We start from the raw sequence: 15,848 nt of genomic DNA on the forward strand, positions 1-15,848 counted from the left end.
GTCAGCCTCCTGCGTGATGGCCGATGCCGTCCGCCTGGAAGGAGGCCGCCGGGGCAGAGGGAGAGGCAGAGGGGGACGCCGCCAGCAGCGTGCCCTCATACTCCATCACCGGACGCAGGGCGGACAGCGCCTTGTAATAGTCGCGCTCCCCGATATGGCCCATGGCGCGGGCGATGCGGTCCTGGATGTCGGGGCGGGCGAAGGCGGTGTAGAGCTGCGCCATCATCGCCGCTACGGCACCGCTGCCGGTGGCGGCGACCTCGGGATCGAGCAGCATGCTCTGGATCAGGAAATAGGCGCGGCGCACCGGGGTCACCGCATCCTCCTCCTGGAGGATGTCGCTGCCGCGGATGATCTGGGCGAAGTTGGAGATCGTCAGGGTGTAGCGGCGGTTCTCGTTCTGCACGACGCAGCCGTTGATCACCACGCGCTCGCACGGCTTCAGGCGCAGCTTAAGTGCCATAGGACAGATCCTCCGTCGCCAGTTCCAGCGCGGGCTGCGCCGCCCCCTGGGCAGCCCCTTGCAGGCCCTGCATCACCGAGCGGTTGATGTGGAGCAGCAGGTCGATGCCACCCTCGCCGCGCAGGACCCGCTGGGTGTTGCGGTTCACTGCGAAGGAGAGCGAGACCAGACCGGCGCGCAATGCCTCCGGCAGGGCGTTGCCGTCCTCCAGCAGGTCGGCGCGCAGCGCGTTCCACAGCTCCAGGTTCCGCCACAGCGCGTCCTTCAGCGCGGCGGAGCGCCAGTCGGCGTCGCGGTTGTTCTCCAGCGCCAGGGTGATCCGCAGGAACACCCGGTACTCGATCTTTCGCGGATCGTCGCACTCGGCGATGGTCTGGTGATAGGCGGCGATGCTCATGGGCGCACCCCTGCGGTGGGGTCCTTGGCGGCGGGATGCCGGACCGGTTGCGGTGGGTCTGTCGAAAGACGGGCGGGGGGCCGGCCGTCGGCGATGCCCGCTCCGTCCGGCGACGGGCGTGATGAACGGGCATGGCCGACGGGGCGGCTCCATCGTCCAGGGGTTCGGACAATGGAGCCGCCCGCGAGGGGACTTAGCGGAACAGCGACAGGATGTTCTGCGGACCCTGGTTGGCGATGGACAGAGCCTGGATGGCGAGCTGCTGCTGGACTTGGAGGGCCTGCAGGCGGCTCGATTCCTCGTTCATGTCGGCATCGACCAGGGCGCCGATGCCCTTGTTCATCGAGTCGGTCAGCTTCGACACGAAGTCGTTCTGCACCGACACGCGGTTCTCGATGGACCCGATGACCGACGCCTTGCCGATGGCGCTGTCGAGCAGCTTGTTGATGACCTCCAGCGACTTCTTCGAGTTGTTGACCACGTCGATCTGGGTCAGATCGGCGAGGCCGCCGAAGGCGTCGCTCTCCTTCGAGCCGACCCACAGGCCGGACACCTGGGCGGTGAAGTTGCCGTCGGTGTTCACGTCCTGGTCGGTGAAGGTCAGGGTGTCGCCGGTGAAGGCGACCTGGAAGTCGGCACCGGCGGCGGTCAGGGCGGTGTTGACCGCCGTGGCGATGTTGCCCTGGGTGGTCGCCAGATCGGTGGTGTATTTCTGCGCCGACAGGTCGACCGAGACGTCGGCCTTGGTGCCGTCCTCCTTGGTCACGGTCAGCGTCAGGCTGCCGAGGCCCAGGCTCTGGCCATCGATGAAGGTGTCGCCGGGGGCGCCGAACTTGATGTCGACCTTGGCCTTGGTGGCATTGGTCGAATCGACCTGCTGCTCGATGGTGGCCTTGCCAACGATGGATTCCACGCGCATGTCCTGGCGCTGGAAATCGATGTAGCTCGGATCGACGGTGCCGTCGGCGCGGCTCAGCGAGGCGAGGATGGCGACGTTCTTGTCCTTGGCCGTGCCGTCGTTCGAATAGGTGACGCGCAGCAGGTTGTCGCCGTTGAAGGAGGCGTCGGCGGCGGCACCCTTGATCAGCTTCACCAGCTGGTCGACGTCGTTCTGGATCAGCGACTTGTCGACGCCGTTGGTCTGGCCGGCGATGACACGGGCCTTCAGCGTCTGAAGGTTTTCGACGATGTTCTTGGACGCCACCGACGCGGTGTTGGTGGTGCCGGACCCCAGCTCCAGCGATTCCTTCACCGCCTTGAAGCCGGCGACGTCGGCCTTCATGGTCGTGGCGATCGACCAGTAGGCGGCATTGTCCTTGGCGTTGTTGACCTTCAGGCCGGTGGAGATGCGGTCCTGCGTGGTCTCCAGATCCCCGGTCACGCGACGCAGGGTCTGCAGCGCGGTCATGGCGGAGGTGTTCGTCATAATCGAGGCCATGGGTATCTCCATTCGCGAGATGCATGGCGCCTTTCTGACGCCGGGGCCAATCGCGCCGGCCTTCCCGATCTGGTGTGCGGGGGCGCGAGCGGCGAATTCGAGGATGACCGGGCCGGTTTAAGCCGGGGTAAAAAATCGGAAGCGTTCGGGACGGACGGTGTTTTCGGGGTCGGGCGGGCAGAGGATTTGAAGCGGAGGATCAGCGCCCGACGGCGCGGGCCGCGGCGCGGACGGCGTTGCTGGGGACCACCGGCGGGATGAAGGGCACGCGGGTTCCGGACAGCGCGCCGGCGTTCGACCAGCGGTCCAGCATCAGTTGGCCACGGTCGGGAGCGACATGGTCGGGCGGCGCCTCGAACTTGTAGCCGCGGCCATAGACCGTCTCGATGTAGCGGCCGCCGCCGGTCGCCGTGTCGATCTTCTTGCGCAGCTTGCAGATATAGACGTCGATCACCTTGTCGAGCGGGTCGGAGCCGGACAGGCCGTAGACCTCCTCGTAGATGTGCTCCTTCGACACCACGCGGCGGTGGTTGAGGGCGAGCACCGACAGGATGGCGTGTTCCCGCTGGCTGAGGCGCAGGCGTTCGCCGTCCACCTCCGGATCGCGGCCGTCGAGGAAGACGGTCAGGCGGCCCACCGTCACCGCGTTGCTGGTCAGCCCGTAGGAGCGGCGGCGGATCGCCTCCAGCCGGGCGCGGATTTCGGTGCTGACGACCGGCTTCACCAGCACGTCGTCGGCCCCGGCCCGCAGGATGCCGGCGGTGGTGTTGGCGCAGCGGCGCTCGATCAGGCAGATGATCGCGGCGGTGACGTTGCGGGCGCGCAGCATGGCGACGCAGGCTTCGGTGTCGCCGACATCGCCGATGATGATCGCGTCATGCGCGATGTCGACGGAGCCATGCCCGCCCACCAGATCGCGCAGTCCATTCAGGTCCAGGCGGTCATGGTTAACCTTGCACAGGGCGAGTTGCTTGCCGATGGCGTCGGCGATCAGATCGGCTGGCTCAATCAACAAAGCCTGCATTGGATTCTCCATTGTCGAGCAAGCGCAGATAAAGCATTGTTTTTTACGCAATTGCGCTGATGTCACATGCTTATCACAGCCCCAAAAGAACCTATCCAAAGGCAACATGTCAACAGATTGGGTTACCCGGATAGACATAGGCGCGACCCCGGTTTTACGTGGTTTTAATGGTTCCGTTCGACTAAAGACTGGATAAATTTTTATTCATGTGGCGTTTTACTTGGAAGCTCTATGCGATTTTCGAGTGATCGCTGCAAACAACCATTAATTCGCCCGCCACCTATGGTTAACGCTGGTGATGAAACGGAAAACCAACGCTTACAAACATGAACGCTGGTTTAACCCTGATGTCATAGGGTCCCCGGGCATCCGCGTTTGAGGAGGTTCCATGTCCGGAACGACGTTGTCCGTCCTTGGGGCGGCCGCAGCCGCTGCTTGCCTGCTTGTCCTGGGAGGCTGTGCGCAAGTGTCGCAGGCCCCCGACAGCGATTACCGCCAAGCCCTTGAAAAAGCGCTGACCGCCGGCCGATGCGACGGCGATGCCGTGCGCGAGATGTGGTCGGCCTATGGGCGCTGGTACGGAGTCGCGTCCTCCATCGCCGGCCATCCGAAGACCGACGAGGCCGCAGCCCTGCTGCGCCAGGGCGACCAGTTCCGCATCCTGAACTGCCCGGAGGTGGCGCGCGCATCCTACCAGACGCTGATGCGCCGTTTTCCGGAGGACGGCTTCGCCCCGATGCGCGAGGCGGCGCGGGCGTCGCTGCGGTCGCTGCCGGCCCCTCCCCCGGTTGCGGGCGGGCCGATCCCGGTCAGGCCACCGGCGGAGATCTGAGAGCGGAGCAGACGGGCAGCCGCAGCAAGCGGCCCGGAAACGGCGAAGGCCGCCAACCCGTTCCGGTTGGCGGCCTTCATAGATGGTGGTCCCGACTGGGATTGAACCAGTGACCCCTACGATGTCAACGTAGTGCTCTCCCGCTGAGCTACGAGACCACGGGAACCCAAAACTGTCGCTCCAGTCATGGAGCGGGCGAAGGGATTCGAACCCTCGACCCCAACCTTGGCAAGGTTGTGCTCTACCCCTGAGCTACGCCCGCAAAGTGGCGCGAGTGACGGGACTTGAACCCGCGGCCTCCGGCGTGACAGGCCGGCGCTCTAACCAACTGAGCTACACCCGCGCTGAGGAGCGGCGCCTTATACAAGGCTTCACCCCGACAGACAAGACCTAAACCTACTCAAACTCTTCAGAAGTGGTGGAGCCAAGGAGGATCGAACTCCTGACCTCTACAATGCCATTGTAGCGCTCTCCCAGCTGAGCTATGGCCCCACTATACTTCTGCACCTCTACACCAACACTTGGAGTGTTGGTGCGCTTGGAGGGACTCGAACCCCCACGGCCTTTCAGCCACTAGGACCTGAACCTAGCGCGTCTACCAATTCCGCCACAAGCGCTTTCCCCGCACCGCGTTGGGCGCCGCGGGGAGCGCTTATGTAGCGGGATGGATCGCGGCCCGCAAGCAGAGAATTCACTCCCCGCGCATTTTTTTATGCCGCCCGTTCCGGCGGGCAAGAAGAGCCAGTCCGACCCCCACCGCCGCCGCCGCGGCCACCCCGGCGCCGATGCGCCATGCCGTCCGGTTCACGTCGCCGAACACCGTCGCCCCGCGCAGGATGGTGGTCGCCATCGGCTCTGGACGGTCGGGGTCGAGCAGGCGCTCTTCCACCAGCTTTCGTTCCGTCTCGGTCAGCGGCTGCGGCTCCAGCGGGCGGAGCGAACGCCCGGCCGGGCGGATCAGCCGGTCGATCGTGGCGGTCAGCGATCCGGCCGCCTCCTCGGTGCGCTCCACCTCCTCGACGGAGACGCCGAGATGCTCCGCCATCAGGCGGGTGCGGACCGAGCGGATGGAGCGGCAGACCTCCGGCCGTTCCCCCGGTGCGCACTCGATGGCGAGGTCGCATTCGGTGTCCAGCCCCTGGGACCGGTTGTTGATGTTGGACGACCCCACCCGCAGCAGCCGGTCGTCGACCACCAGGACCTTGGCGTGGACATAGATGCCCTCGCCGCCCTCGGTCACCGGCGCCAGGATGCGGAAGCGGGGGTTGGCGACGGCCTCGTGCAGGCGCTGGAGCAGCAGCGAGCGGGCGCTGCCCATCGACTCCTCTTCGATCCAGGCCGGCGTGCGTTCGGGATTGATCACCACCACCTCAGGCCCGTCCGGTTCCGACAGCCGGTCGATGATGGCGCCGACGATCTTCTGCGAGGCGAAATACTGGCTTTCCAGATAGATGAAATCCCGCGCTGCGGCGATGGCGGCCAGATACAGCGCCTCGATCTCGCGCACGCCGCGCTTGCCGGTCTTCTGCGTCCCCTCATGATCCGCCATGGGATCGGTGCGGGCGATGGCGACCGGGAGATCGCGGAAGTCGGGCTCCAGATCGTCGGGCCAGAAGGCCGGGACCGGCGGCGGCGGGGTCAGCATCTCGCCGGTCGCCCGGTGCCAGCGCTCCCGCGCCAGCTCCCCCAGCGCCCGCGCCGCGGCACCGTCGACGGCGGTGGTCACGTCATGGAAGGGGCCGTAGGCCTCGCCGTTCGGCCGCACCCGCCGGGGATCGCCGTCGCGGTGGTCGGTCGTGTCCCAGCGGTCGGTGGTCATGTCGATGCCGCCGCAGAAGGCCAGCGCATCGTCGATGATGGCGATCTTCTGGTGGTGGCAGGCGCCGGGCGGATGGGCGGAATCCAGGCGGAAGCGCAGGCGCCGGCTGCTGATCCAGTCGAGCAGCACCAGCGGCGTCCCGCCGCGGAACGGCATCTTCAGGATCGCCAGATCCCATTTCAGCACATTGATCGTCAGTTCCGGCCGCACCCGGACGATCCAGGACAGGAAATCACCCAGCTCGTTCGGCACGCCCGGCATCGGATCGTCGGGTTCCAGCTTGATCCGGGTGTCGAAATCCCAGCCGATCAGCATCACCGTGTGGCGGGCATTCAGGATGGCCGCCTTGATCCGGGCGAAATAGGCGGCGGCGTCGATGATCACCGCCACGCGGTCCGCCGTCTCCATCCGCCAGCAGGTCCGGCCGGGCACCAGGATCGGATCGGCGCAGGGCTGGCCCAACTGACTGGCGGAACCCTGAAAATTGGGAGTTGGGCGGGCGGCGTCAGGCATCGCGGCCATATCGACCATTCCTTCCGGCGTCGTGGGCATCATCGCAAGGGCGACAGCGGAGCCGCTGCCGCGCCTTGGATGAACCCGCGAAGCCTCAGGACGGTTCCCGCGCCGCGCTCAGCCCGGCCGGAATCGCAGCTGCATGCGATGGCGGTAGGTCTCGCCGGGATCGAGCCGGGCCGAAGGGAAATGGCCGATGTTCGGGCTGCCGGGGAAGCGCTGGCTTTCCAGCGCCAGCCCGGCGAAGCGGCAGTAGGGCTGCCCGCCCTTGCCGACGATCTTCTCGCTGAGATAGCCGCCGGTGTAGACCTGCAGGCCCGGCTGGTCGGTCGCCAGCTCCATCCGCCGGCCGCTGGCCGGATGCTCCAGCAGCGCCACCGGCCGCAATTCCCCTGCCGGCCCCTCCAGGCACCAGTTGTGGTCGAAGCCGAAGCCGCCGACCGCCTCCAGCGCCTCATCCAACCTCACCCCGCCGCGCAGGTCGAAGGGGGTGCCGTCCACAGGCCGCACCTCCCCCGTCGGGATCAGGTCGGCGCCGACCGGCGTGGTGAAGCCGCCCTGCACCGTCAGCCGGTGGTCGCGCAGGTCGCCGGAGCCATGCCCACCGAGGTTCCAGTAGCTGTGGTGGACGATGTTGACGATGGTCGGCCGGTCGGTCGTCGCCGTCATGGCGATGTCCAGCACCCCGTCGTCCGTCAGACGGTAGCGCGTCGTCGCCGTCAGCGTGCCGGGATAGCCCTGGTCGCCATTGGGAGACTCAAGCGTGAAGGTGACGGCGTTCTCCGCCTCCTCCACCTGTGCGTCCCAGATCCGCCGGTCGAACCCGTCCGGCCCGCCATGCAGCTGGTTCGGCGGCTCGTTGACGGCCAGCGCATGGCGCACCCCGTCCAGTGTAAAGGCCGCCCCACCGATGCGGTTGCCGTAGCGGCCGCAGGTGGCGCCGAAATAGGCGTCGCTCGCCAGGTAATCGGCCACCCGGTCGAAGCCCAGCACCACGTCCGCCTTAGCCCCGTCATGGCCGGGAACCAGCATCCGCACCAGCCGGGCGCCATGGGCGACAATTGTTGCCTCCAACCCGCCGGCGGAGAGGGTGAAGCCCTCCACCGGACGGCCCTCAATGGTGTCGAACAGAAACCTCTCGATGGGCATCATGCCTCCGCCGGTTCGCCGCCGCGGCCGGCCCAGACCACCAGCAGGCCCTTCTGCAACAGGATGAAGACGAACAGCAGCACGCCGATGGCGATCTTGGTCCACCAGCTGCTGAGCGTGCCGTCGAAGGTGATGTAGGTCTGGATCAGCCCCTGGATCAGCACGCCGACGAAGGTGCCGACGACATAGCCGTAGCCGCCGGTCAGCTGCGTGCCGCCGATCACCACCGCGGTGATGGTGTCCAACTCCACCCCGGTCGCCGCCAGCGAATAGCCGGCCCCGGTGTAGAGCGAGAAGACGATCCCCGCCAGCCCGGCCAGCAGCCCGGACAGCCCATAGACCGCCACCGTCGTCCGCCCGACCGGCACGCCCATCAGCTCCGCCGACTGGCGGTTGCCGCCCAGCGCATAGAGGTTGGCGCCGAAGCGCGTCCAGTGCGCCAGCACCACCGCCGCGACCACCACCCCCAGCATCAGCAGCGCCGGCAGGCTCAGCTTCAGCCCGAAATCGAAGCGCAGCGCCATGTCGTTCAGCTCGCCATAGAGCGGGTGGTTGATCGGCACGGAGTCGGTGGTCAGGACGAAGCCCAGGCCGCGGGCGATGAACATGCCGGCCAGCGTGACGATGAAGGGCGGCATCTGGAAGACATGGATCACCCCGCCCATCGCCGCGCCGAAGCCGCCGGCGGCGATCAGCGCCACGGCGAAGGCCGGAACCGGGTGCCAGCCGCCATGCTCGATCAGCACGGCCAGCAGCACGGTGGTGAAGCCGATCACCGCGCCCACCGACAGGTCGATGCCGCCGGACAGGATGACGAAGGTCATGCCGACCGCGGTGATGCCGAGAAAGGCGTTGTCGGTCAAAAGGTTGGCCACCACCCGCCAGGAGGCGAAGTTGGGAAACTGCGTAGCACAGATCAGGAATCCCACCACCAGCACGGCGGTGGTGACGATCAGCGGCAGAAAGCGCTGGAGTGCACCGGTCATGGTTTCGCCCCTCCGCTGGTCGGCGCCACCGGCGGCTTGACCGTCCCGATCGGCCGCGCGCCCTTCGGCCGCGGCAGGAACAGGGTCAGCGTCGGCGATTGCAGCAGCAGGACGACCAGCAGGACGCCCGCCTTGACGATCAGGTTGAATTCCGGCTTGAAGCCGCTCAGCAGGATGCCGGTGTTCATCGACTGGATGATCAACGCGCCCACCACCGACAGCACCAGCCCGAACCGCCCGCCGAGCAGCGAGGTGCCGCCGACCACCACCGCGAGGATGGCGTCCAGCTCCAGCCACAGCCCGGCATTGTTGGCGTCGGCGCCGCGGATGTCGGCGGTGACGATCAGCCCGGCCACCGCCGCGCACAGCCCGCACCAGACATAGACGGCGACCAGCACCACTGGCGTATTGACGCCGGCCCCGGCGCTGGACAGCCGGTTGATGCCGACCGCCTCGATCATCAGCCCCAGCGCCGTCGCCCGCACCAGCAGAGCCGTCACCGCCAGCACGACGATGGTCAGCACCACCGGCATCGGCACGGTCAGGAAGGACCCGCTGCCGATGAAGGCGAGCGCCGGGCTGGTGAAGGTGACGATCTGCCCCTCCGTCACCAGCTGGGCGATGCCGCGGCCGGCGACCATCAGGATCAGGGTGGCGATGATCGGCTGGATGCGCAGGACCGCCACCAGCAGCCCGTTCCACAGCCCGCACAGCAGCCCGGCGGCCAGCGACGCCGCCAGCACCGCCGGCAGGCTCCAGCCCGCCCCGGTCATGGTGGCGGCGATGGCGCCGGAGATCGCCATGACGGCACCGACCGACAGATCGACTCCGCGGGTGGCGATGACCATCGTCATGCCGATGGCGAGCAGCGCCACCGGGGCGCCGCGGTTCAGCACGTCGATCAGGCTGCCGAACAAGCGGCCGTCCTGCAGGCGGATCGCGAAGAAATCGGGAAACAGCAGCCAGTTGGCCAGCAGGACGGCGAACAGCGCGCCATATTGCGGCAGGTTGCGCGCCGGGCCGGGGGCGGACAGCGTCATTGCCGCACCTCTGCACCCGATCCGGCTGTAACAGGCGTCTCCGACGCGATGGCATTGGGCGTCTCCGACGCGATGGCGGCGACGATGCGCTCCACGCTGACCTCCCCTCCCCTCAGTTCCGCCACATGGCGGCGGTCGCGCAGCACGACGACGCGGCGGCTGTAGGCGACGATCTCCTCCAGCTCCGACGAGACGACCAGCAACGCCATGCCGTCGGCGCACAACCGCTCGATCAGGCGGATGATCTCGGCATGCGCCCCGACATCGATGCCGCGCGTCGGCTCGTCGAGGATCAGCAGCCGCGGCTCGGTCGCCAGCCAGCGCGCCAGCAGCGCCTTCTGCTGGTTGCCGCCCGACAGCAGCTGGATCGGCCGCTCGGCGTCCGGCGTGCGGATGTCGAGCAGGCGGATGAAGCGGTCGGCGATCTCCTCCTGGCGGTGGCGCGGGATCGGCTTCAGCCAGCCCTGCCGCGCCTGGAGCGCCAGGATGATGTTCTCGCGCACCGACAGCTCGCCGACGATGCCCTCCTTCTTGCGGTCCTCCGGGCAGAAGCCGAAGCCGAGCCGCACGGCGTCGCGCGGCCCCTTCAGACGCACCGCCTGCCCGTCCACCGTCGCCTCGCCCCTGTCGGCGCGGTCCATGCCGAAGACCAGCCGCACCGTCTCGGTGCGGCCGGAGCCCAGCAGTCCAGCCAGCGCCACCACCTCGCCGGGGCGGATGTCGAGGTCGAAGGGCTCGACGCTGCGCGACTTGCCGAATCCCTTGAAGCTTGCCAGCGGCGGACGGCTGTCCACCTCCGCCGGGCCGAGGTCGATGCGGTGGGCCGCCGCTTCCAGTTCCCGCCCCAGCATCATGGCGACGAGGTCGAGGCGCGGCAGGTCCGCCGTGCGCCGCTCGCCGACCAGCCGGCCGTTGCGCAGCACGGTGATGCTGTCGCAGACCTCATAGACCTGATCGAGGAAATGGGTGACGAACACGATGCCGATCCCGCGCGAGCGCAGGGTGCGCATCACCTTGAACAGCACCGCCACCTCCTGCGCGTCCAGGCTGGCGGTCGGCTCGTCGAGGATCAGCACCTTGGCCGACATGTCGACCGCGCGGGCGATGGCGACGATCTGCTGGGTGGCGACCGAGAAGCGGCCGAGCGGGGCCGTCACGTCGATGGACAGGCCGTAGGGCTGCAGCACCGCCCGCGCCCGCCGCCTCATGGCGCCGCGGTCGACCAGCCCCCAGCGCATCGGCTGGCGCCCCAGGAACAGGTTTTCCGCCACCGACAGGTTCGGCAGCAAATTGACCTCCTGATAGACGGTGCCGATGTGCAGGCGCTGCGCCTCCTCCACCCCGCGCGGCGCAATTTCCCGCCCCTCCAGCGCCACGGTGCCGCCGTCACGCAGGTAGACGCCGGTCAGGGTCTTGATCAGGGTCGATTTTCCGGCGCCGTTCTCGCCCAGCAGGGCATGGATCTCGCCATGGCGCAGGGTGAAATCGACGCCGTCGAGCGCCTGGACGCCCAAAAACGCCTTAGACAGCCCGCGGATCGCCAGCAGCGGCCCCGAGGAGGATGCGGAAGGGGGAGCGGTGGATGCCGTCATGGCGGACCTCGCCGGATGCGCAAGAAAAACAAATGGGCGGCGGATAGGCCCTCTCCCGCCCCGGGAGAGGGAGGGGACCCGCGCCGTCAGGCGTGGGGAGGGTGAGGGGTGATCCAAGGAACCTGAAGCGCATGGCCCCGAAGCGCATAGCTTCGTGCCCACCCCCTCACCCTTCCCAAGCTTCGCTTGGGCCCCTTCCCTCTCCCGGGACGGGAGAGGGAGCCCTCCCGCAACCCTCAACCCGGATCAATAAGCGTCCTTGCGGCGCTCATACTCGGCCTTGGCGGTGTCCGGGGTGAACAGCGCCGATTCCGTCTGGATCCACTTCGGCGGGGCCTTGCCGTCCTTCTTGAAGGCGATCAGCGCGTCATAGGCCGGGCCGGCCATGTTCGGCGTCAGCTCGACCGTGGCGTTCGCCTCGCCTTCCGACATCGCCTTGAAGATGTCCGGCACGCCGTCGATCGAGACGACCAGGATGTCCTTGCCCGGCTTCAGGCCGGCTTCCTTGATCGCCTGGATGGCGCCGACGGCCATGTCGTCGTTGTGGGCGTAGACGGCGCAGATGCCCTTGCCGCCATTCTCGGCCTTGATGAAGCTTTCCATCACCTCCTTGCCCTTGGCACGGGTGAAGTCGCCGGACTGGGTGCGGACGATCTTCATCCCCGGATTCTTGGCGACGATCTCGTCGAAGCCCTTCTTGCGGTTGATGGCCGGCGACGAGCCGACGGTGCCCTGCAACTCGACCACCGCGCACTTGCCGCCGGTCTGCTTGGCCAGCCATTCGCCGGCCACCCGGCCCTCATGCACGGTGTCGGAGGTGACGGCGGTCATGTAGAGGCTCTGGTCCTTGGTCTCGATCTGGCGGTCGAGCAGAACCACCGGGATCTTGGCCTCCTTGGCCTCCTTCAGCACCGAATCCCAGCCGGTCGCCACCACCGGCGCGATGAAGATCGCGTCGACACCCTGGGCGACGAAGGAGCGCACCGCCTTGATCTGGTTCTCCTGCTTCTGCTGGGCGTCGGAGATCTTCAGGTCGATGCCGCGCTTGTCGGCCTCGGCCTTGGCGGTCTTGGTCTCGGCCGCGCGCCAGCCCGATTCGGAGCCGATCTGCGAGAAGCCGACCACCAGCTTCTTGTCGGCGGCCTGGACGGCGCCGAGCCCGATGAACAGGGCCGCGGCGGCGGTGGCGGCGGAGATCACCCATTTCCTGGACATCCGAATCACTCCCTGAGTGTTTATGGCGAGGTTTTTGCGGTGCGCGATGGACGAGGGGCAGGCGATGGGACGGGGCGCTGGAAGATCGTGATCGCGGCCCGGTCCGGAATTGTTCGTCATGCCTACTTTAAGTACGCAGAACCATAACTGTCCAATACGATTCTTGACCGATGCGATGCTGAAAAGGATATGGCCGGCCAAAGTGGCGGCCAAAAACTCGGCCAAATCCGGTCAAAAAAACGGCCGGGCAGCGGAGTGCCGCCCGGCCGTGAGATGACCCCGTTCCAGCTTGGACCGGGGCCGACGCACCCGAGGGAGAGCGCGCCGGGACGCAACCACCGCGGCGGGATGGAGAGAAACGCCGCAGCGGCGCGAAGCCGAAGGAGACGAAAAGGCCAGGACGTCGGTCGGCCTTTCCAGAACGAACGGTTCTTAGAAGGCCAGATCGGTCCGGATGATGAAGATGTCGCCCTTGTCGCTGTTGGCGGCGACGTCGGAGCTGAGCTTGAAGTGGTTGTATTCCGGGGCGAGGCTGAAGCCGGGAGCGACGACGTACTTGGCGCCGACGGTGATCAGCTCGAACTTGCTGCGGCCGCGCACCGTCAGGTCGCCGGCGTCCTTGGCGTTCAGGTAGCCGACGCCCAGCGTGGTGGCGCCGAAGGTGTACTGCGCGCCGGCGGTCCAGACGTCCTGCTTCTCGCGGCTGACGATGGCAGCGCTGGATTTGGCATAGCCGCTGTCGCCCGACCAGGCATAGCTGCCGCCGATCTTGAAGCCGGCATAGGCCAGCGTGAGGCCGGCATGGGTGGAGGACAGCTTGTCGAACTGCTGCGCCGGGGTGGTGGTGGAGTTCTTGGCCTCGCCGCCCAGGTAGAACAGGCTGCCGTTGACCGCCACGCCGCCCAGCGTGTTGGTGTAGGTGCCGCCGACCTCGTACACGTCGCGATAGGCGCCGGTGCGGTTGGCCGAGGCGAGCGCCAGCTTGGAGCGGTTGACGTCGGTGTTGCTGCTGTCCGACGCCGGCTGGTAGGAGGCGCCGAGCTTGAAGCCGGCGATCTCCGGCGTCCAGTAGGTGGCGCGGGTGGCGCTGTTGCCGGAGATCAGCGCACGGATGTTGCCGATGGTGACCGGCGCGTTGGCCGCGCTGTTGCCGAGCCAGGACGGGAAGGAGCCGTCGACGCCGCCGGTGCCCCAGTCGGACGGGGCGATGATGCCGCTGTCGTCGGACGGACCGTTCTCGACGCCCAGATGCAGAACGCCGAAGCCGCCGTTGACGAAGATGAAGGCGCGGTCGTTGGTGACGGTGCGGGCGTTGTTGGTGCCGTTCTCCGCCAGCAGGCGGATGCGGGCGCCGTATTCCAGCCCGTTGTCGGCCTTGGCCTTCGGCGTCACCAGCAGGCGCAGGCGGTTGCGGAACTCGGTGTTGCGCTGGCCGGAGTCGCGGTCCTGGTTGACGTAACCGCCTTCGAAATAGGCGTCGCCGCCCAGCATGATGTCGAACTTCGATTGGGCGGAAGCCGAACCGGCCGCCGTGACACAGGCGAGCGAAAGGGTGGCTGCGCCAAGCAGCAGAGCTGATCTCACCATTTGCGTTTCCTCTAAATGCGGTTTGTTTTTGCTTCGATGCACTGGGTGGGAGCGATGCTTCGGCGATGCGCTGGACGCACGCCCTGCCCGACCGTCAGGCCCGGCGCAGGGCCGGGTCCGACGGTGTACTCTGCGTCAGCGCTCCCTCCGACGCAGCCGTTGCGGGTTGCTGGTGCCGGTCGGTCCCGGCCCCGGTCATCTTGGACCGGCGATCACTCCTGTCCCAAAGTCCCGTCGACCCGGCGCCACAGCCCGAGCGGGTTGCCGTCGCGCAGGGCTTCGGGCAGCAGCTCTGTGGGAATGTCCTGGTAGCAGACCGGGCGCAGGAAACGGCGGATCGCCAGCGTGCCGACCGAGGTGCTGCGCGGGTCCGAGGTCGCCGGGAACGGGCCGCCATGCACCATCGCGTGGCAGACCTCCACCCCCGTCGGCCAGCCGTTTGCCAGGATGCGCCCGGCCTTGCGCTCCAGCGTCGGGATCAGCCCGGCCACCGCGGCCTTGTCCGCCCCATCCATCTGCAAGGTTGCCGTCAGCTGCCCTTCCAGCCTTTCCGCCACCGCCGTCATCGCCGCCACATCGGGGCAGCGGATCAGCAGCGAGGCGGCGCCGAACACCTCCTCCTGCAACTCAGGATCGGCCAGGAAGGCGTCCGCCGTCGTGGTGAAGAAGGCCGCCTGCGCCTGGTTCGGCCCGTTGCAGGCCAGACCGCGCGCCAGAGTCTCCACCTCGCCGCTGCCGGCCAGCTTGGCGACACCGCTGTCGAAGGCGGCATGGATGCCCGGCGTCAGCATGGTCGAGGCGGCGCTGCCGCCGAGGGCCTCCACCGCCGCGGCGACGAAGCGGTCGAGGTCCGGCCCGTCCACCGCCAGCAGGATGCCGGGGTTGGTGCAGAACTGCCCGGCGCCCATGGTCAGCGACGCCACGAACGCCTTGCCCAGCGCCTCGGCGCGGGACGCCAGCGCCGCCGGCATCAGGAAGACCGGGTTGATGCTGCTCATCTCGGCATAGACCGGGACCGGTTCCAGCCGTTTGGCCGCCACCCCCATCAGCGCCAGCCCGCCGCCGCGCGAGCCGGTGAAGCCGACCGCCTTGATGCGTGGATCGGCGACCAGCGCCGTGCCGATCTCGTTGCCGGTGCCGAACAGCAGGGAGAAGACGCCCTCCGGCAGGCCGCAGGATGCCACCGCCGCCTGGATGGCGCGGCCGACCAGCTCCGAGGTGCCGGGATGGGCGCCATGGCCCTTGACCACCACCGGGCAGCCGGCGGCGAAGGCGGACGCGGTGTCGCCGCCGGCCACCGAGAAGGCGAGCGGGAAGTTCGACGCGCCGAACACGGCGACCGGCCCCAGCGCGATGTGGCGCTGGCGGATGTCGGCGCGCGGCAGCGGCGTGCGCGCCGGCATGGCCGGGTCGATGCGGGCCTCGACCCAGCTTCCCTCGCGCACCACCTGGGCGAACAGGCGGAGCTGGCCGACGGTGCGGCCGCGCTCGCCCTCCAGCCGGGCGCGCGGCAGGCCGCTCTCGGCCATGGCGCGGACGATCAGCTCGTCGCCGATGTCGAGGATGTTCTGGGCGACCGTCTCCAGGAAGGCGGCGCGCTGCTCCAGGCCGGTCTCGCGGAAGGCGTCGAAGGCGGCCCAGGCCAGCGCGCAGGCGCGCTCCACCTCGGCGGCACCACCGCCGCCGAAGACGGGCTCCAGCGCCTCGCCGGTGGCGGGGTCGAAAGCGCGGAATTCGCCCTGGCTGCCGCGGTGGGCCTTGGCGCCGATCAGCATCTCGCCGGTGATGGTCAT

13 protein-coding genes and 5 tRNA genes are annotated in these 15,848 nt (G+C 68.0%); 1 reads left to right on the forward strand and 17 read right to left on the reverse strand.

Annotation, left to right across the window (positions count from 1 at the left end):
* Nucleotide 1: 1 nt before the first annotated feature.
* The 4 genes from GBZ48_RS11675 to GBZ48_RS11690 all read right to left on the reverse strand — a co-directional run bounded on the left by GBZ48_RS11675 (nucleotide 2) and on the right by GBZ48_RS11690 (nucleotide 3,322).
* Nucleotides 2-463 carry a flagellar biosynthesis repressor FlbT gene (locus GBZ48_RS11675; protein WP_174471202.1) on the reverse strand — a complete coding sequence of 154 codons (462 nt, stop codon included), beginning with the start codon at nucleotides 461-463 and terminating at the stop codon, nucleotides 2-4.
* Entirely contained in the window at nucleotides 453-860 is a 408-nt protein-coding gene (locus tag GBZ48_RS11680; protein WP_174471203.1) for a flagellar biosynthesis regulator FlaF, read from the reverse strand. The genes GBZ48_RS11675 and GBZ48_RS11680 overlap by 11 nt, the downstream gene beginning before the upstream one ends.
* A gap of 193 nt (nucleotides 861-1,053) precedes the next feature.
* A complete protein-coding gene (locus GBZ48_RS36715) occupies nucleotides 1,054-2,298 on the reverse strand; it encodes a flagellin N-terminal helical domain-containing protein (RefSeq protein ID WP_174471204.1) in 1,245 nt (414 codons plus the stop codon).
* 199 nt (nucleotides 2,299-2,497) lie between these two features.
* The gene (locus GBZ48_RS11690) at nucleotides 2,498-3,322 is read right to left on the reverse strand and encodes a winged helix-turn-helix domain-containing protein (protein ID WP_174471205.1); all 825 of its coding nucleotides are present in this window, start codon (nucleotides 3,320-3,322) and stop codon (nucleotides 2,498-2,500) included.
* Nucleotides 3,323-3,788: 466 nt separating this feature from the next.
* On the opposite strand from GBZ48_RS11690, the gene GBZ48_RS11695 reads away from it, so the two are divergent.
* Nucleotides 3,789-4,154, forward strand: a complete 366-nt coding sequence (locus tag GBZ48_RS11695; protein ID WP_343049526.1) for a tol-pal system YbgF family protein — start codon at nucleotides 3,789-3,791, stop codon at nucleotides 4,152-4,154.
* 83 nt (nucleotides 4,155-4,237) lie between these two features.
* Here GBZ48_RS11695 and GBZ48_RS11700 read toward each other — a convergent pair.
* The 13 genes from GBZ48_RS11700 to GBZ48_RS11760 form a co-directional block, all read right to left on the reverse strand.
* Nucleotides 4,238-4,312, reverse strand: a tRNA-Val gene (locus GBZ48_RS11700).
* A gap of 29 nt (nucleotides 4,313-4,341) precedes the next feature.
* Nucleotides 4,342-4,416: transfer RNA gene (locus tag GBZ48_RS11705), tRNA-Gly, on the reverse strand.
* 4 nt (nucleotides 4,417-4,420) lie between these two features.
* Nucleotides 4,421-4,497, reverse strand: a tRNA-Asp gene (locus GBZ48_RS11710).
* 73 nt (nucleotides 4,498-4,570) lie between these two features.
* Nucleotides 4,571-4,646, reverse strand: a tRNA-Ala gene (locus GBZ48_RS11715).
* Nucleotides 4,647-4,684: 38 nt separating this feature from the next.
* Nucleotides 4,685-4,771: transfer RNA gene (locus GBZ48_RS11720), tRNA-Leu, on the reverse strand.
* A 74-nt stretch (nucleotides 4,772-4,845) separates the two neighbouring features.
* The gene (locus GBZ48_RS11725; RefSeq protein WP_174471207.1) at nucleotides 4,846-6,495 is read right to left on the reverse strand and encodes a phospholipase D-like domain-containing protein; all 1,650 of its coding nucleotides are present in this window, start codon (nucleotides 6,493-6,495) and stop codon (nucleotides 4,846-4,848) included.
* Between the two features lie 108 nt (nucleotides 6,496-6,603).
* Entirely contained in the window at nucleotides 6,604-7,635 is a 1,032-nt protein-coding gene (locus GBZ48_RS11730) for an aldose epimerase family protein (RefSeq protein ID WP_246307143.1), read from the reverse strand.
* Complete coding sequence (yjfF, locus tag GBZ48_RS11735; protein WP_174471209.1) at nucleotides 7,635-8,621, reverse strand: galactofuranose ABC transporter, permease protein YjfF; 987 nt, start codon at nucleotides 8,619-8,621, stop codon at nucleotides 7,635-7,637. Before yjfF ends, GBZ48_RS11730 begins: the two co-directional genes overlap by 1 nt.
* Nucleotides 8,618-9,661: an ABC transporter permease gene (locus GBZ48_RS11740; RefSeq protein ID WP_174471210.1), complete on the reverse strand. Its 1,044-nt coding sequence runs from the start codon at nucleotides 9,659-9,661 to the stop codon at nucleotides 8,618-8,620. The genes yjfF and GBZ48_RS11740 overlap by 4 nt, the downstream gene beginning before the upstream one ends.
* Nucleotides 9,658-11,253, reverse strand: a complete 1,596-nt coding sequence (ytfR, locus tag GBZ48_RS11745) for a galactofuranose ABC transporter, ATP-binding protein YtfR (RefSeq protein ID WP_174471211.1) — start codon at nucleotides 11,251-11,253, stop codon at nucleotides 9,658-9,660. The genes GBZ48_RS11740 and ytfR overlap by 4 nt, the downstream gene beginning before the upstream one ends.
* Before the next feature lie 246 nt (nucleotides 11,254-11,499).
* On the reverse strand, nucleotides 11,500-12,468 hold the full coding sequence (gene ytfQ / locus GBZ48_RS11750) for a galactofuranose ABC transporter, galactofuranose-binding protein YtfQ (protein ID WP_098735378.1): 969 nt from the start codon (nucleotides 12,466-12,468) through the stop codon (nucleotides 11,500-11,502).
* Between the two features lie 432 nt (nucleotides 12,469-12,900).
* The gene (locus GBZ48_RS11755; RefSeq protein ID WP_174471212.1) at nucleotides 12,901-14,055 is read right to left on the reverse strand and encodes a porin; all 1,155 of its coding nucleotides are present in this window, start codon (nucleotides 14,053-14,055) and stop codon (nucleotides 12,901-12,903) included.
* A 212-nt stretch (nucleotides 14,056-14,267) separates the two neighbouring features.
* Nucleotides 14,268-15,848, reverse strand: a complete 1,581-nt coding sequence (locus GBZ48_RS11760; RefSeq protein WP_174471213.1) for an aldehyde dehydrogenase (NADP(+)) — start codon at nucleotides 15,846-15,848, stop codon at nucleotides 14,268-14,270.

The sequence above is a fragment of the Azospirillum melinis genome, assembly GCF_013340935.1.
Classification (GTDB): domain Bacteria; phylum Pseudomonadota; class Alphaproteobacteria; order Azospirillales; family Azospirillaceae; genus Azospirillum; species Azospirillum melinis.

Coding starts and splice junctions, on each gene's coding strand:
- yjfF (WP_174471209.1), bottom strand. CDS start 8,621: ATGACCGGTGCACTCCAGCGCTTTCTGCCGCTGATCGTCACCACCGCC.
- GBZ48_RS11725 (WP_174471207.1), bottom strand. CDS start 6,495: ATGGCCGCGATGCCTGACGCCGCCCGCCCAACTCCCAATTTTCAGGGT.
- GBZ48_RS11755 (WP_174471212.1), bottom strand. CDS start 14,055: ATGGTGAGATCAGCTCTGCTGCTTGGCGCAGCCACCCTTTCGCTCGCC.
- ytfQ (WP_098735378.1), bottom strand. CDS start 12,468: ATGTCCAGGAAATGGGTGATCTCCGCCGCCACCGCCGCCGCGGCCCTG.
- GBZ48_RS11690 (WP_174471205.1), bottom strand. CDS start 3,322: ATGCAGGCTTTGTTGATTGAGCCAGCCGATCTGATCGCCGACGCCATC.
- GBZ48_RS11730 (WP_246307143.1), bottom strand. CDS start 7,635: ATGCCCATCGAGAGGTTTCTGTTCGACACCATTGAGGGCCGTCCGGTG.
- GBZ48_RS11675 (WP_174471202.1), bottom strand. CDS start 463: ATGGCACTTAAGCTGCGCCTGAAGCCGTGCGAGCGCGTGGTGATCAAC.
- GBZ48_RS11740 (WP_174471210.1), bottom strand. CDS start 9,661: ATGACGCTGTCCGCCCCCGGCCCGGCGCGCAACCTGCCGCAATATGGC.
- ytfR (WP_174471211.1), bottom strand. CDS start 11,253: ATGACGGCATCCACCGCTCCCCCTTCCGCATCCTCCTCGGGGCCGCTG.
- GBZ48_RS11680 (WP_174471203.1), bottom strand. CDS start 860: ATGAGCATCGCCGCCTATCACCAGACCATCGCCGAGTGCGACGATCCG.
- GBZ48_RS11760 (WP_174471213.1), bottom strand. CDS start 15,848: ATGACCATCACCGGCGAGATGCTGATCGGCGCCAAGGCCCACCGCGGC.
- GBZ48_RS36715 (WP_174471204.1), bottom strand. CDS start 2,298: ATGGCCTCGATTATGACGAACACCTCCGCCATGACCGCGCTGCAGACC.